Raw genomic sequence first — 14910 nt, forward strand, 5'->3', positions numbered from 1 at the left:
CCCGCACCCGGTGTCGACACACCCCCGGGTGCGGGGGCTCCGCACGTCCGCCCACCGACCGCCGCGCATCCGCCCGCCGGCCGCCGCGCGGGCGGCCGGCGGCCTTCCCCTCGTGCCGGCGGCCTTCCCCTCGTGCCGGCGGTGTGCTCCGTTCGCAGTAGTACCGGGTGCGGCCGGCGGTCGGACGGGGAAACGTGGGGGCGGGCCGGCGGGGTGCCGGCCGTGGTCGTCACAGGGAGCGGATGAGATGTCGGAACGCAGTACAGGGCTGCGCAGCCTGCACGACCTGGGCCTCGCCGCGTGGTTCGGCGGGTCGCTGATGGGCGCGGTCGGCCTGAACGGCGCGGCCCGGGACGAGGGCGGGACGTGGCGGGACACCGCCCGGATCGCCAGTGCGGGATGGGCGAGGTGGACGCCGGTCAACGCCGCGGCCATCGCCGCCCACCTCATCGGGTCGACCGGCATGCTGGCGGTGAACGCCGACCGGGTCGCCACCCAGCGGGGCGTGGGCGCGTCCACCCTCGCCAAGACCGTGCTGACCGGCGCGGCCCTGGCCGCCACCGCGTACAGCCGCGTCCTGGGCAAACAGATCGAACTCGCCTCCTCCGACGACCCCGAGGACGTGCGGGAGGCCGCCGAACACCCCGTCGACACGGACGACGCGCAGCGCCGGCTGACCCTCATGCAGTGGATCGTGCCCGCCCTCACCGGCGGCCTGCTCGTCCTCAGCGCCCTCCACGGCGAACAGCAGCGCCCCGAGGAGCAGGCGCGCGGCAGGTGGCAGCGCGCCCGGTCGATGGTGCCGTCCGCCTACGCGTCGTACTGCGGCCACACGCCGCACTGAGCCGGCCGTCCGGTACGGGTCCGGGCCGTCCGTCGCCGTCCGCCCCCGGACGGCGACGGCGCCCGGTCCCCCGTCGGCGCGGTCCTTCGACAGGAGCGGGACGAAACCCAGCGGATCCCGTCAAAGCGATTCGTTTTCTTCCCGCCGGAGCGGTTACCCCACTGACATGGCACGGACACCAGAACCAGGGCGCCCTGGAGACGAGACCCCCGCGGGCCGCGACGGTGGCGGCCGCCACCCCGACCGGCGGGACGCCGGACCCGACGCCCCGCGCGGGTCCGAGGGCGCCGTCGGGCCCGATCCCCAGGTGGAGCGCGACGCCCCCGACGAGCCGACCTCCATGCCGAGGAAGTCGTGGCTGGCGGTGCTGAAGCGCACGGTCAAGGAGTTCACGGACGACGAGCTCACCGACCGGGCCGCGGCCCTCACCTACTACGGGGTCCTCTCCCTCTTCCCCGCCCTGCTGGTCCTGGTCTCCCTGCTGGGCATCGCGGGCCGGTCGGCCACCCAGCAGGTGATGGACAACCTGCAGAAACTGGCGCCCGGACCGGTCCGGGACATCGTCACGGACGCCGTGGAGCAGCTCCAGGGCAACGGCGGCACCGGCTCGCTCATGGCGATCGTCGGTCTGCTGCTGGCCGTGTGGTCGGCGTCCGGGTACATCGCCGCGTTCATCCGCACCTCGAACGCCGTGTACGACATGCCGGAGGGCCGCCCCGTGTGGAAGGTGCTGCCCCTGCGCCTCATCCTGACGGTGGTCCTGATGGTCCTGGCGGTCGTGAGCGCCCTGATCGTGGTCTTCACCGGGCCCCTCGCCCAGCGCGCCGGCTCCGCCCTGGGCATCGGCGACACCGCCCTGACGGTGTGGTCGATCGCCAAGTGGCCGGTCCTGATCCTGCTGGTCACGATGATGATCGCGATCCTGTACTGGGCGGCGCCCAACGCCCGCGGCCGCGGGTTCCGGTGGGTGACCCCCGGCAGCTTCCTCGCGCTGGTCCTGTGGATGATCGCCTCGGCCGGCTTCGCCCTGTACGTGGCGAACTTCGCCTCGTACAACAAGACCTACGGCACCCTCGCCGGCGTCATCGTCTTCCTGGTGTGGCTGTGGATCACCAACCTCGCGATCCTGCTGGGCCTGGAGTTCGACGCGGAGATGGCCCGCCAGCGCGCCATCGAGGGCGGCCACCCCACCACCGAGGAGCCGTACGTCCGGCCGCGCGACACCACGAAGTGGACCGAGGAGGACCGCCGCCGCCTCGACTGACCGTCCGCGCGCCCCGCGGGGCCGTCCCCACAGGTGGGGGCGGCCCCGCGCCGCGTCCGCGGCCCGGGGAGCGGCCCGGCGCACCGGTCGGAGTCGAAAGCCGCGCCGCAGGGGGTTTTCCGGTCGCCGGAACGGCCGGAACCCCGTTGTGGGAGGTGGGACGCGGGGCTAGGGTCGGACGCGTGACTGCCGGGTCGGCCATGGGCCACGAGCGAGAGAAGTCCCCGGCCTCCTCGTGAGGCCCGGGTGGGCCAGGGGCCCGCCGGAGCGCCGCGCGCCGCCGTACGCGCGCCGCCTCCCCGCGCACCCCTTCCACCCACGCACGAGAGGGTCACCATGACCGCCGATCTCAACCACACCGTCGTCCACGCCACCGACAGACTGGCCTCCGCCGAGTTCCTCGCCGGGATCCTGGGGCTGGAGGTCGGGGCGCCGTTCGGGCCGTTCATCCCGGTGGACACCGGGAACGGTGTGACGCTGGACTTCTACGAGGCGGGCGACACGCCGGTCGCCCCCCAGCACTACGCGTTCCTCGTCCCCGACGAGGAGTTCGACACGATGATCGACCGGCTGGAGGCGGCCGGGGTCACGTACTACGCCGACCCCCACCACACCGAGCCCGGGCGGACCAACCGCCTCTTCGGCGGCAAGGGCGCCTACTTCGACGACCCCGACGGGCACAACATGGAGATCATCACCCGCCCGTACGCGCGCCCCGCCTAGAGCGCGGCACCGAGGCCGAGTCCGGCGACGACCCGGTCGCCGCTCGTCCCACCGGCCGGCCGGAAGCCGGGCCCGGCGTGGTGGGGCGTGCGCCTCGGCGAGCGACCGCGCGACGAACCCCTCCTGCTCGGGCCGCACCCGGAGCGCGCACGCGTCCAGGACGTTGCCGAGGGGTGATCTCCACGAGTCGCGGCGCGTCAGCCATGCGCGGACCCTCACCGCTCCGGCGGACCCCTCCCCAGGGGTTTTCAGGTGCGCGGGCCGCCCCGGGCACCGCCCGAAGCGGCCCGCGCACCGGGCTCCCGCGCCCCCGCGGCCCGGTGCCAGAGCACGCGCGGCCGCCGAAGCACGCGAAGCCGCCGGAGCGCGCGGCCACGGGGCCGCCGGGCCCGGGCCGGGGGTCAGGCCGAGTCGCGGACGACCAGTTCGGTGGGGAGGACCAGCTGGCGCGGTTCCGCCTCGGTGCCGGCGATCTCCTGGAGCAGGACCCGGGCCATCACCCGGCCCATCTCCTCGATCGGCTGGCGGACGCTCGTCAGCGGCGGGTCCATGTGGCGGGCCACCGCCGAGTCGTCCACGCCGACCAGCGCCACGTCGTCCGGGACCCGGCGGCCCGTCTCGCGCAGGGCCACCCGGGCGCCCGCCGCCATCACGTCCGACGCCGCGAACACCGCGTCCAGGTCCGGGCACCGCTCCAGCAGGTCGCGCATCGCCCGCCGGCCCCCCTCCTCGGTGAAGTCGGCCGCGGCGACCAGCCGTTCGTCGCCCACCAGGCCCGCCGCCGCCAGGCCCTGGCGGTAGCCGTCGAGGCGGCAGCGGGCCACGTACATGTCGAGGGGGCCCGTGATCGTGGCGATGCGGCGGCGCCCGCGCTCCGCCAGGTGCGCCACCGCCGAGCGGCCCGCGCCCACGTTGTCGGAGTCGACGTACGCCACCGGTTCCGACTCCGAGCGGCGGCCGTTGAGGACGGCCGGGATGCTCAGCTCCCGCACCACGTCCGGCAGCGGGTCGTCCGCGTGCACCGACACCAGCAGCACCCCGTCGACGCGCTGCGCCGCCAGGTACTGCTCGAAGCGCTGGCGCTCCTTGCGGGAGCGGATCAGGGTGAGCAGCAGCTGCTTGTCCGCGTCGGCCAGCTCGGCGCTCACCCCGCGGATGATGTCGAGGAAGTACGGCTCCGCGAACAGCCGCGCCTCCGTCTCCGGGATCACCAGCGCCACCGCGTCCGTGCGGGCGCCCGCCAGGGCGCGGGCGGCCCGGTTCGGCACGTACCCCAGCTCCGCGATGGCCCGGGAGACGGCGGCCTTCGCGCGGTCGCTGACCCGCGGCGAGCCGTTGATCACGCGTGACACCGTGCCCCGGCCGACACCGGCCCGGGCCGCGACCTCCTCCAGGGTGGGCCTGCCCCCCTGCCGTCCGTTCACCGCCATCGCGTCACGTCTCCCGTCCGTTCCTCGGCCCGCCGGCCCGCCGCCGGGCGGGAAGCCGGGAAGCCGCGCGCCCGGCCGGGCCGCGAGGCTTCTGATGCAGTCAAAGTAGAGCCTGCCGCGCTCCACGGCCCCAACAGGAGACCCGAAAATTGACCCTGGGTAGTGGGAGCGCTCCCAAACTAGCGGATCGTGGCCGTCGCCTCCAGCGGGCGCCTTGATGACCTGAAGGCAGTCACCGCACTGCGGACACCCACCTCCCCCCTCCCGCAACAATTCGCGTTCATCTCTTGACACCCGTACCCGCCAGGCAGCAACCTTCCGGGCATGACCACGTGGGAGCGCTCCCACGAATGCGTGCCCCCACGGCGCGCGAGCCGCCGCACACCGATCCGATCCGCACCGATCAGGACCGCCCGAGGACCGGCGGAGGACTCCGCACAGGACCCCGCTCCCCGGCTCCGGCCCCTGCCCCACCCGGCGCACAACCAGCACCACCCTGGACGAGGAGAGTGGAGAATGCGCACTTCCAGCAGTACCCGTGACCTGGCCCGCAGACGTCGCCCCGCACTCGCGGCGACCGCCCTCACGGCCTGCGCGGCCCTGATCGCCGGGTGCAGCGACGGCGGGGGCGACGGCTCCGCCTCGGCGGGCGACGACGGGAAGATCACCCTGCGGATCGGCACCTTCGGGTCCTTCGGCTACGACAACGAGAACGGCGCCAAGCTCTACGCCGAGTACGAGAAGCTGAACCCCAACATCAAGATCGTCGAGTCGAACGTCGCCGACGGCCAGAAGTACTGGGACACCCTGAAGCTGCGCCTCTCCCGCAACAGCGGCCTCGCCGACATCCAGGCCGTCGAGGTCGGCTACATCGCCGAGGCGACCGGCCCCACCATGGGCAACAAGTGGGTCGACCTGTCGAAGACCGGCGGCGCCGACACCTCCGCCTTCCTGGACTGGAAGGTCAAGCAGGCCACCACCGCCGACGGCAAGGTCATCGGCCTCGGCACCGACATCGGCCCCATGGCCATCTGCTACAACAAGGACCTCTTCGCCAAGGCCAAGCTGCCCACCGACCGCAACCAGGTCGCCGAGCTGTGGGCGGGCGACTGGGCGAAGTTCGTCGCCACCGGCAAGACGTACCAGCGCAACGCGCCCGCCGGGACCGCCTTCCACGACTCCGCCAGCGGCCTGTTCAACGCCGTGCTGTCCAGCCAGCCCCAGCAGTACGCCAACGACGAGGGCGAGCTGGACTGGGAGAACAGCCCCGGCGTCAAGACCGCCTGGAAGCTCGCCGTCGACGCCGCCGGCAACGAGATCACCGCCAAGCTGCGCCAGTTCGACGAGAAGGGCACCTGGAACGCCGGGTTCAAGAACTCCAAGTTCGCCACCGTCGCCTGCCCGTCCTGGATGACCGGCATCATCAAGGACCAGGCCGGGCCCGCCAACAAGGGCAAGTGGGACATCGCCGCCCCGCCCGTGGCCGGCAACTGGGGCGGTTCCTTCCTCGCCGTCCCGAAGGCCGGCAAGCACGCCGAGGAGGCCGCCAAGCTGGCCGCCTGGCTGACCGCGCCCGAGCAGCACGCCAAGGTCTTCGGCGTCAACGGCAACATCCCCTCCACCAAGGAGACCCTGGCCTCGCCGACCGTCCAGAACGCCAAGATCGACTACTTCGGCGACACCCCCGTCGGCAAGATCTACTCGTCGGCCGCGGCCGGGATCACCCCGGCGCCGGTCAGCCGCCACGACGGCCAGGTGAAGACCTTCATCACCGACAACGGCATCCTCGACATCGAGCAGCGCGGCACCTCGCCCGAGAAGGCGTGGAGCAACGTGAAGAAGCTGATCGACGACAAGATCGCCCAGTAGGCGGTCCGGCCCGGCCGCGCGGCGCCCGCCGCCGCCCGGCCGGGTCCGCGCGGGGCGGGCGGGCCCGGCCCGCCGGGGCGGCCCGCCCGGTGCCTCCGGCGGGCCCGGCCCGCCACGGGCGCGGGCCGGGCGCACGGGGTCCGGCGCCGGGCCGTACGGCCCGGCTCCCCGTACGGCCCCGCGCCACCCGCACCAGCCGCCCGTACCCGCCGCCCGCCCGTCACCCGTGCCGCACGACCGCGCCCGCACGACCGCGTCCCCGCCGTACGGCCCGCCCGGCCCCGCGCCGGGCCCACGGCCCGCCGGGACCACCGCCCCGCGGCCGTACCCGGACGGGCCGGCCCGGCCACCGGACCGCGGGCACCCGGCCACCGGACCCGGACCCACGGGCACCCGCCCGGCGCGAACCGGACCGGTGCGCGCCCGGGCGGCACCCCGGGGCGCCGGAGCGGTCCGGCAGCCTCCCCGACGTACGCACCGACCTGGAAGGACGCCCCTCGTGGCCACCTCCGTCCGGGCGGCGGCCGACGGCACACCGCCGCCCGCCCCGCCTCCGCCCCCCGCATCCCGGAAGACCACACCGCCCCCGGCGCGCACCGGCTGGCGCAGCAAGCTCTACCGCTGGGACCTCAAGGCGACCCCGTACGTGTTCGTCGCCCCGTTCTTCCTCTGCTTCGCGGCGTTCGGGCTGTTCCCGCTGATCTACACGGGCTGGCTCTCCCTGCACCGGGTGGAACTGGGCGGCGAGCCCGAGTGGCGGGGCTTCGACAACTACACCGCCCTGTGGGACAGCGACTTCTTCTGGAACGCGCTCGCCAACACCTTCACCATCGGCGTCATCTCCACCGTCCCGCAGCTCCTCATGGCGCTGGGCCTGGCGCACCTGCTCAACTACAAGCTGCGCGGCCGCGGTTTCCTCCGCGTCGCCGTCCTCGCCCCGTACGCCACCTCCATCGCCGCCGCGACCCTCGTCTTCGCCCAGCTGTTCAACAGCGACTACGGGCTGATCAACACGGTGCTCGGCTGGGTCGGCTTCGAGCCGGTCAGCTGGGAGTCCTCCAAGTGGCCCGCGCAGATCGCCATCTCGGTGATCGTGACGTGGCGGTGGACCGGGTACAACGCGCTGATCTACCTCGCCGCGATGCAGGCCGTCCCGCAGGACCTGTACGAGGCGGCCTCGCTCGACGGGGCGTCGCGCTGGCGGCAGTTCGTCAGCGTCACCATCCCGTCCATCCGCCCCACGATCCTCTTCACCATCGTCGTCTCGACCATCGGCGCGACCCAGCTGTTCGGTGAGCCGATGCTGTTCGGCGGCAGCCTGGGCGTCAGCGGCGGCAGCGGCAACCAGTTCCAGACGCTGAGCCTGCTGATGTACGAGAAGGGCTGGGTGACCGGCGCGCTGGGGCAGGCCTCGGCGATCGCCTGGGTGATGCTGCTGCTCCTGCTGCTCATCGGCGGCCTCCGGCTGCTCGTCGCCCGCGTCAACCGCAGGAAGCTGGGGGCCTGATCCATGAAGCTCAAGCAAACGGCCGGGCGGCAGCACCACGCCGGCCCCGTCACCTACGTCCTGCTGGGCCTGGCCGCCCTGGTCTCCCTCTTCCCGCTGTACTGGAACCTCGTCGCCGCGTCCCACACGGGCGAGCGGGTCGTCGAGGCGCCGGCGCCGCTGCTGCCCGGGCCGCGGCTGTTCGAGAACCTCACCTTCGCCTGGAACCAGGTCGACATGGGCGAGGCGCTGGTCAACACCACGATCGTGGCGGGGCTCGTGGCGGTGTCCACGGTGGTGTTCTCCACGCTCGCCGGGTTCGCCTTCGCCAAGCTGCCGTTCCGGGGCCGCAACGTCCTGCTCGCCCTGGTGGTGGCGACGATGACGATCCCGCCGCAGCTCAGCGTCATCCCGCTGTACCAGATCATCACCGACCTGGGCTGGGTGGACCAGCTGCAGTCGGTGGTGCTGCCGTCGCTGGTCGCCGCGTTCGGCGTGTTCTTCATGCGGCAGTACCTGCTGGAGGCGCTGCCGATCGAGCTGATCGAGGCGGCCCGCGTGGACGGCGCGCACAGCCTGCGGATCATCTGGCACGTGGTGTTCCCGGTGGCGCGGCCCGCGATGGCCGTGCTCGGCATGCTGATCTTCGTCCAGGCGTGGAACGACTTCTTCTGGCCGTTCATCGCCCTGACCCCGGACGGCAACCCGACCCTCCAGGTGGCGCTCGCCGGCCTGGGCTCCGGCAACCACACCATCAACCAGGCCATCGTGCTGACCGGCGCGCTGATCTCCACCGTTCCGCTGCTGCTGGTCTTCGCCCTGCTCGGCAAGCACATCGTGGGCGGCATCACCTCGGGCGCGGTCAAGAGCTGACGCGCCCGGGCGCCGCCCGCGCCGCTCCTCCCCCGTCTTCCACCACCCATTCCCCTCCGCGTTGGGAGCGCTCTCCATGACTGCGTCCGAAGCCCGGCCGCTCACCGCGACCCGCCAGTTCCCGCCCGGTTTCCTGTGGGGCTCCGCCACCGCCGCGTACCAGATCGAGGGTGCCGCGGCCGAGGACGGCCGCACGCCCTCCATCTGGGACACCTTCTCCCACACGCCGGGCAAGGTGTTCGGCGGCCACACCGGTGACGTGGCGGTCGACCACTACCACCGGTTCCGCGACGACGTCCGGCTGATGAAGGAGCTGGGCCTGACCGCGTACCGCTTCTCGGTGTCCTGGTCGCGGGTGCAGCCGACCGGGCGCGGCCCGGCCGTGCAGAAGGGCCTCGACTTCTACCGGGCCCTCGTCGACGAGCTGCTCGACGCGGGCATCCGGCCCGCGCTGACCCTGTACCACTGGGACCTGCCGCAGGAGCTGGAGGACGCGGGGGGCTGGCCGGAGCGCACCACCGCGGAGCGGTTCGGGGAGTACGCGGCGCTCGTCGGGAACGCGCTGGGCGACCGCGTCGACCGGTGGACCACGCTCAACGAGCCCTGGTGCAGCGCGTTCCTGGGGTACGCCTCCGGGGTGCACGCGCCGGGGCGCACCGACCCGGTCGCCGCGCTGCGCGCCGCCCACCACCTGAACCTCGGCCACGGCCTGGCCGTGCAGGCGCTGCGCGCGGCCCTGCCGCCGCGCGCCGAGGTCGGCGTGTCGCTCAACCTGCACCAGGTCAGGCCGCTGACGCAGGCACCGGGCGACGTGGACGCGGCGCGGCGGATCGACGCGGTCGGCAACCGCGTCTGGCTCGGCCCGATGCTCGACGGGGCGTACCCGGAGGACCTGGCGGCCGACACCGCGCGGCTGACGGACTGGTCCTTCGTGCGGCCCGGCGACACGGCGGCGGCGCACCAGCCGCTGGACTTCCTGGGCGTCAACTACTACACGCCGACGCTGGTGTCGGCGGCCGGCGGCGCCCAGCCGGGGATGGCGGACGGCGGGCACGGCGGCGGCGCCTTCTCCCCGTGGCCGGCCGCGGAGGACGTGGTGTTCCACCAGCCGCCGGGCGCGCGGACCGCGATGGGCTGGTCGGTGGACGCGTCGGGCCTGTACGACCTGCTGATGCGGCTGGCGCGGGAGTACCCGGAGCTGCCGCTGTACATCACGGAGAACGGCGCGGCGTACGAGGACGTGGTCGGGCCGGACGGCGCGGTCCACGACCCGGAGCGCATCGCGTACGTCCACAGCCACCTGGAGGCGGTGCACCGGGCGGTGGAGAGCGGCGCGGACGTGCGCGGGTACTTCCTGTGGTCGCTGCTGGACAACTTCGAGTGGGCGTACGGGTACGAGAAGCGGTTCGGCGCCGTCCACGTCGACTACGAGACGCAGGTGCGCACGCCGAAGGCGAGTGCGCACTGGTACGCGCGGGTGGCGCGCAGCGGTGAGCTGCCCGCGCCGGGCGGCACCGTGTGACCCGGCCCGGCGGCGGGTGACACGCCCCGGCGGGAGCACGGCGGCGGCGCCCGGTACGTACAGAATCGTCCTTGTTCGTGGTGGAGGTTCCGTACCGGGAGGACGCGATGCGCAGCCGCACCCGCGGGGCGGGGGCGCCCGACCGCCCCGGCCCCCGTCCCCGGCCCCGCCGGCCGCGCCGCGCCCGCCGCGCCCGTGCCGCCGCCCTGCTCGCGGGCGCCCTGCTCGCGGGGTGCTGCGCGGGCGGCGGTGGTGACGACGGGGCGGACGGCCGGATCCGGCTGACGGTCGGCGTCTTCGGGTCGTTCGGCTACGCGGAGGCCGGGCTGTACGACGCGTACACGCGGCTGCGTCCCGGCGTCGTCGTCGAGCAGACCTCGATCGCACGGAACGAGAACTACTACCCGCAGCTGCTCACCCACCTCGGCAGCGGCAGCGGCCTCGCCGACGTCCAGGCCGTCGAGGTGAACAACATCGCCGAGATCACCGCCACCCAGGCGGACCGGCTGGTGGAGCTGGGCACGGCCGAAGGCGTGCGGAAGGAGGACTTCCTGCCGTGGAAGTGGGCGCAGGGCACCACCCGGGACGGCCGCACGGTCGCCCTCGGCACGGACGTCGGGCCGCAGGCCGTCTGCTACCGCAAGGACCTGTTCGCCCGGGCCGGGCTGCCCACGGACCGGGAGGAGGTGGGCCGGCTGTGGGCGGGCGACTGGCGGGCGTACCTGGCCGCCGGGCGGCGCTACCGGGCGAACGCCCCCGCCGGTACGGCCTTCGTGGACTCGGCGTCCGGGGTGATGGCCGCGATCACCGGGTCCAGCGCCCTGCGGTTCTACGGCGCGGACGGCACCGTCGTCTACCGGTCGAGCCCCGCCGTGCGGGAGGCGTGGTCGGTGGCGGCGGCGTTCGCGACGGGCGGGCTGACGGCGCGGCTCCAGCAGTTCACCCCCGCCTGGGACCAGGGCTTCGCGAACGGCACCTTCGCCACCGTGTCCTGCCCCGCGTGGATGCTCGGCTACATCCAGGACAAGGCGGGCCCCGCCGGGCGCGGCCGGTGGGACGTGGCGGCGGCGCCCCGGCCGGGCAACTGGGGCGGTTCGTTCCTGGTCGTCCCCCGGGCGGGCCGGCACCGGGCGGAGGCGGTGCGGCTCGCGGCCTGGCTGACGGCCCCCGCGCAGCAGGCGGTGCTGTTCGAGCGGCGCGGCAGCTTCCCCAGTGCGTCCGCCGCGTACGCCGGGCCGTCCGTCGCCGGGGCGCGCCACCCGTACTTCGGCGGGGCGCCGATCGGGGCGGTGTTCTCCCGTGCCGCCCGCGGCGTGCCGGTGACGATCCTCGGCCCGAAGGACCTGGTCATCGCCCAGAACCTGGCCGACGTGGGGATGCTCCAGGTGGAGCAGCGGGGCGAGCCGCCCGGGGACGCGTGGCGGTCGGCCGTGCGGACCATCGACAACGCCCTCGACCGGTGAACGCGCCCCCCGCGGCCGCCGCACCCGTGTCCGCGGGGGACCCGGCGGCGGGCGGTCCGGCCGCGCGGGGCTCCGGGCCGGACGGGCGGTGGACTCCGTACGCCTGCCTCGCGCCGTTCTTCGTCCTCTTCCTCGCCTTCGGGCTGTTCCCCCTGCTCTACACGGGCTGGGCGGCGCTGCACCGGGTCGAACTGACCTCCCCGACCCGCATGGAGTGGGTGGGGCTGCGCAACTTCTCCCGGCTGGCCGTCGACGAGTTCTTCTGGAACGCGCTGCGCAACACGGTGACGATCGGGCTGCTGTCGACCGTGCCGCAGCTGCTGGCGGCCCTGGGCATCGCGCACCTGCTGCACCACCGGCTGCGCGGCTCGACGTTCTTCCGGGTCGTCGTCCTCACCCCGTACGCCACGTCCGTCGCCGCCGCGACGCTCGTCTTCGTGCTGCTGTTCGGCCGCGACCACGGGATGGTGAACTGGCTGCTGGGCCTCGCCGGGATCGACCCGGTCGACTGGCAGAACGGCCGCTGGTCGTCGCAGGTCGCGGTGTCGACGATCGTCGTCTGGCGGTGGACGGGCTACAACGCGCTGATCTACCTGGCGGCGCTCCAGTCCGTGCCGCCCGAGCTGTACGAGTCCGCGGAGCTGGACGGCGCGTCCCGGTGGCGGCAGTTCGTGCACGTCACGGTGCCCTCGCTGCGGCCGACGATCCTGTTCACCTGTGTCGTCGCCACGATCGGCGCGACCCAGCTGTTCGGGGAGCCGCTGCTGTTCAACGGCGGCGCGGGCGCGACCGGCGGCGCGGACCACCAGTTCCAGACGCTCGGCCTGTACCTGTACGAGCAGGGGTGGGTGAACTTCCACCTGGGCCGGGCCGCCGCCGTCGCGTGGACGATGTTCCTGCTGCTGGCGCTGCTCGCGCTGGCCGCGGGACTGGCCGTCCGCCTGTCGCGGGCCCGGTCGGCGGCGCGGGAAGGGGGCCGCTGACATGCGCGTGCCACCCATGCCCCGTACCCGGCCGGGCCGCTCCCGCCCGCACACGGGCCGCCCCCGTCCGCACACGGGCCGCCCCCGTCCGTACGGGGGCCGTCCCCGGCGGGGCGGGGCGCTCACCTACGCGGTCCTGGCCTGCGTCACCGCCGTGTCGCTGTTCCCGCTGCTGTGGACGGCGGTCGCCGCGTCCAGCGACACCACCCGGCTCGCCCGGACGCCGCCGCCCCTCTGGTTCGACGGCCACCTCGCCGGCAACCTCTCCACCGCCTGGGCCGACGCCGACCTGGGCGCCGCGCTGTGCAACACGGCGTTCGTCGCCGGGACCGTCGCCGCCGGGACCGTGCTGTTCTCCACCCTCGCCGGTTTCGCCTTCGCCAAGCTGCGGTTCCGGGGCCGCCGGGCGCTGCTGCTGGTGGTGGTCGGCGCGATGGCGGTGCCGCCGCAGCTGTCGGCCGTCCCGCTGTACCTGCTGGTCGCGCGGCTCGGCTGGGCCGACCGGCTCCAGGCGGTGATCCTGCCGGCCCTGGTGAGCGCCTTCGGGGTGTTCTTCATGCGGCAGTACCTGCTCGGCGCGCTGCCCGGCGAACTGGTCGAGGCCGCCCGCGTCGACGGCGCCGGCGCGGGGCGGATCGTGTGGCACGTCGTCTTCCCGGCGGCGCGGCCCGCCATGGCGGTCCTGGCGATGCTCACGTTCGTCATGGCGTGGAACGACTTCCTCTGGCCCGTCATCGCGCTCACCCAGAGCGGCAACCCGACCGTGCAGGTCGCCCTCACCGGCCTGGGCCGCGGCTACGTCCCCGACCAGGCCGTGATCATGGCGGGCGCCCTGCTGGGCACCCTCCCGCTCCTCCTCGTCTTCGTCGTCTTCGGCCGGCAGATCGTCGGCGGCATCATGCGGGGCGCCGTCAAGGGCTGACACCCGCGCCGGCGCGCCCCCTCCACCCGTACCCCGTCCCGACCCGTTGGGAGACCTCCCTTGCCCGTCAGCTTCCCGCCCGGCTTCCTGTGGGGCACCGCCACCGCCGCGTACCAGATCGAGGGCGCCGCCCAGGAGGACGGCCGCGGACCGTCGATCTGGGACACCTTCAGCCACACCCCGGGCCGCACCCGCGGCGGCGACACCGGCGACGTGGCCGCCGACCACTACCACCGCGCGCCCGACGACGTCCGCACGATGGCGGAGCTCGGCGTCAACGCCTACCGCTTCTCCGTCTCCTGGCCGCGCGTCCAGCCGACCGGGCGCGGACCGGCCGTGCAGAAGGGCCTCGACTTCTACCGCGCGCTCGCCGACGACCTCCTCGACCGCGGCATCACGCCCGTCCTCACCCTCTACCACTGGGACCTGCCGCAGGCCCTGGAGGACGAGGGCGGCTGGCCGGCGCGGGACACCGCCCAGCGGTTCGCCGACTACGCGGGCCTCGTCGCCGACGCGCTGGGCGACCGCGTCGAGCGGTGGACGACCCTCAACGAGCCCTGGTGCAGCGCCTTCCTCGGGTACGGCTCCGGCGTCCACGCCCCCGGCCGCACCGACCCCGTCGACGCGCTGCGCGCCGCCCACCACCTGAACCTCGCCCACGGCCTCGCCGCGCACGCCCTGCGGGCCGTCCTGCCCGGCCACGCCCAGCTGTCGATCAGCCTCAACACCTGCGCCGTCCGGGCGCGGACGGACCGTGACGCCGACCGGGACGCCCGGCGCCGCGTCGACGCCCTCGCGAACCGGGTCTTCACCGGGCCGCTGCTGCACGGCGCGTACCCCGAGGACCTCCTCGACGACACCGCCCACCTCACCGACTGGTCCTTCGTCCACGCGGACGACCCGGCCACCATCGCCCGCCATCCGCTGGACTCGCTCGGCGTCAACTACTACGCGCCGACCGTCGTGTCGGCCGCCGCCGGCGGCCCGGCCTCCACCGCCGACGACGGCCACGGCGCCAGCGCCCACTCCCCCTGGCCGGGCGCCGACCGCGTCTCCTTCCACCAGCAGCCCGGCGAGCGCACCGACATGGGCTGGGGCGTCGACCCGACCGGCCTGTACGACCTGCTGACCCACTACGCCCGGGAGGCGCCCGGCCTGCCGCTGTTCGTCACCGAGAACGGCGCCGCCTACCCCGACCGGCCCGCCGCCGACGGCACCGTCCACGACGTCCGCCGCATCCGCTACCTCCACGGCCACATCGCCGCCCTGCACCGGGCGCTGGCCGACGGCGCCGACGTGCGCGGCTACTTCGTGTGGTCCCTGCTGGACAACTTCGAGTGGTCGTACGGGTACGCCAAGCGCTTCGGGATCGTGCACGTCGACTACGCGACGCAGACCCGCACGCCCAAGGCGAGCGCCCGCTGGTACGCGCGGCTCGCCCGCACCGGCGTCCTGCCGGACCCGGTCGTGCCGTGACGGGCGCGCGCCCCGGCCGGGGCCGGGTGTCGGCCGGGGCGCGCGCGGTCCCGGC

At 74.4% G+C, this 14910-nt stretch carries 12 protein-coding genes; 11 read left to right on the forward strand and 1 reads right to left on the reverse strand.

Features of this window, described 5'->3' with window-relative positions; translation table 11 throughout:
• Window positions 1-247 precede the first annotated feature (247 nt).
• The 3 genes from IE106_RS22315 (at window position 248) to IE106_RS22325 (ending at window position 2831) form a co-directional block, all read left to right on the forward strand.
• On the forward strand, window positions 248-844 hold the full coding sequence (locus tag IE106_RS22315) for a hypothetical protein (protein WP_189536880.1): 597 nt from the start codon (window positions 248-250) through the stop codon (window positions 842-844).
• A 166-nt stretch (window positions 845-1010) separates the two neighbouring features.
• Window positions 1011-2108: a YihY/virulence factor BrkB family protein gene (locus IE106_RS22320; protein WP_189536882.1), complete on the forward strand. Its 1098-nt coding sequence runs from the start codon at window positions 1011-1013 to the stop codon at window positions 2106-2108.
• Window positions 2109-2444: 336 nt separating this feature from the next.
• Window positions 2445-2831 (forward strand): VOC family protein, encoded by a 387-nt coding sequence (locus IE106_RS22325; protein WP_189536884.1) that lies wholly within the window; start codon window positions 2445-2447, stop codon window positions 2829-2831.
• 401 nt (window positions 2832-3232) lie between these two features.
• On the opposite strand, the gene IE106_RS22330 is transcribed toward IE106_RS22325, so the two are convergent.
• Window positions 3233-4261, reverse strand: a complete 1029-nt coding sequence (locus IE106_RS22330) for a LacI family DNA-binding transcriptional regulator (RefSeq protein WP_189536886.1) — start codon at window positions 4259-4261, stop codon at window positions 3233-3235.
• 516 nt (window positions 4262-4777) lie between these two features.
• Between IE106_RS22330 and IE106_RS22335 the strand changes: the two genes are divergently transcribed.
• The 8 genes from IE106_RS22335 (at window position 4778) to IE106_RS22370 (ending at window position 14855) form a co-directional block, all read left to right on the forward strand.
• Entirely contained in the window at window positions 4778-6130 is a 1353-nt protein-coding gene (locus IE106_RS22335; protein ID WP_189536888.1) for an ABC transporter substrate-binding protein, read from the forward strand.
• A 499-nt stretch (window positions 6131-6629) separates the two neighbouring features.
• Window positions 6630-7637: a carbohydrate ABC transporter permease gene (locus IE106_RS22340; RefSeq protein WP_189536890.1), complete on the forward strand. Its 1008-nt coding sequence runs from the start codon at window positions 6630-6632 to the stop codon at window positions 7635-7637.
• Between the two features lie 3 nt (window positions 7638-7640).
• Window positions 7641-8489 (forward strand): carbohydrate ABC transporter permease, encoded by an 849-nt coding sequence (locus IE106_RS22345; RefSeq protein ID WP_189536892.1) that lies wholly within the window; start codon window positions 7641-7643, stop codon window positions 8487-8489.
• A gap of 76 nt (window positions 8490-8565) precedes the next feature.
• Window positions 8566-10011, forward strand: coding sequence for a GH1 family beta-glucosidase (locus IE106_RS22350; RefSeq protein WP_189536894.1), 1446 nt, complete (start codon window positions 8566-8568; stop codon window positions 10009-10011).
• Window positions 10012-10118: 107 nt separating this feature from the next.
• On the forward strand, window positions 10119-11474 hold the full coding sequence (locus tag IE106_RS22355) for an ABC transporter substrate-binding protein (RefSeq protein WP_189537003.1): 1356 nt from the start codon (window positions 10119-10121) through the stop codon (window positions 11472-11474).
• 26 nt (window positions 11475-11500) lie between these two features.
• A complete protein-coding gene (locus IE106_RS22360; protein ID WP_229840704.1) occupies window positions 11501-12457 on the forward strand; it encodes a carbohydrate ABC transporter permease in 957 nt (318 codons plus the stop codon).
• A 16-nt stretch (window positions 12458-12473) separates the two neighbouring features.
• Window positions 12474-13379: a carbohydrate ABC transporter permease gene (locus tag IE106_RS22365; protein ID WP_189537005.1), complete on the forward strand. Its 906-nt coding sequence runs from the start codon at window positions 12474-12476 to the stop codon at window positions 13377-13379.
• Window positions 13380-13439: 60 nt separating this feature from the next.
• Entirely contained in the window at window positions 13440-14855 is a 1416-nt protein-coding gene (locus IE106_RS22370; protein WP_189536898.1) for a GH1 family beta-glucosidase, read from the forward strand.
• Window positions 14856-14910 lie beyond the last annotated feature (55 nt).

It is taken from the genome of Streptomyces roseolilacinus, from assembly GCF_014649335.1.
Classification (GTDB): Bacteria; Actinomycetota; Actinomycetes; order Streptomycetales; family Streptomycetaceae; genus Streptomyces; species Streptomyces roseolilacinus.

What these genes read in the sequence shown, in the direction of transcription:
- IE106_RS22315 (WP_189536880.1), top strand. Translation starts at nt 248, where the DNA reads ATGTCGGAACGCAGTACAGGGCTGCGCAGCCTGCACGACCTGGGCCTC.
- IE106_RS22320 (WP_189536882.1), top strand. Translation starts at nt 1,011, where the DNA reads ATGGCACGGACACCAGAACCAGGGCGCCCTGGAGACGAGACCCCCGCG.
- IE106_RS22325 (WP_189536884.1), top strand. Translation starts at nt 2,445, where the DNA reads ATGACCGCCGATCTCAACCACACCGTCGTCCACGCCACCGACAGACTG.
- IE106_RS22330 (WP_189536886.1), bottom strand. Translation starts at nt 4,261, where the DNA reads ATGGCGGTGAACGGACGGCAGGGGGGCAGGCCCACCCTGGAGGAGGTC.
- IE106_RS22335 (WP_189536888.1), top strand. Translation starts at nt 4,778, where the DNA reads ATGCGCACTTCCAGCAGTACCCGTGACCTGGCCCGCAGACGTCGCCCC.
- IE106_RS22345 (WP_189536892.1), top strand. Translation starts at nt 7,641, where the DNA reads ATGAAGCTCAAGCAAACGGCCGGGCGGCAGCACCACGCCGGCCCCGTC.
- IE106_RS22350 (WP_189536894.1), top strand. Translation starts at nt 8,566, where the DNA reads ATGACTGCGTCCGAAGCCCGGCCGCTCACCGCGACCCGCCAGTTCCCG.
- IE106_RS22355 (WP_189537003.1), top strand. Translation starts at nt 10,119, where the DNA reads ATGCGCAGCCGCACCCGCGGGGCGGGGGCGCCCGACCGCCCCGGCCCC.
- IE106_RS22365 (WP_189537005.1), top strand. Translation starts at nt 12,474, where the DNA reads ATGCCCCGTACCCGGCCGGGCCGCTCCCGCCCGCACACGGGCCGCCCC.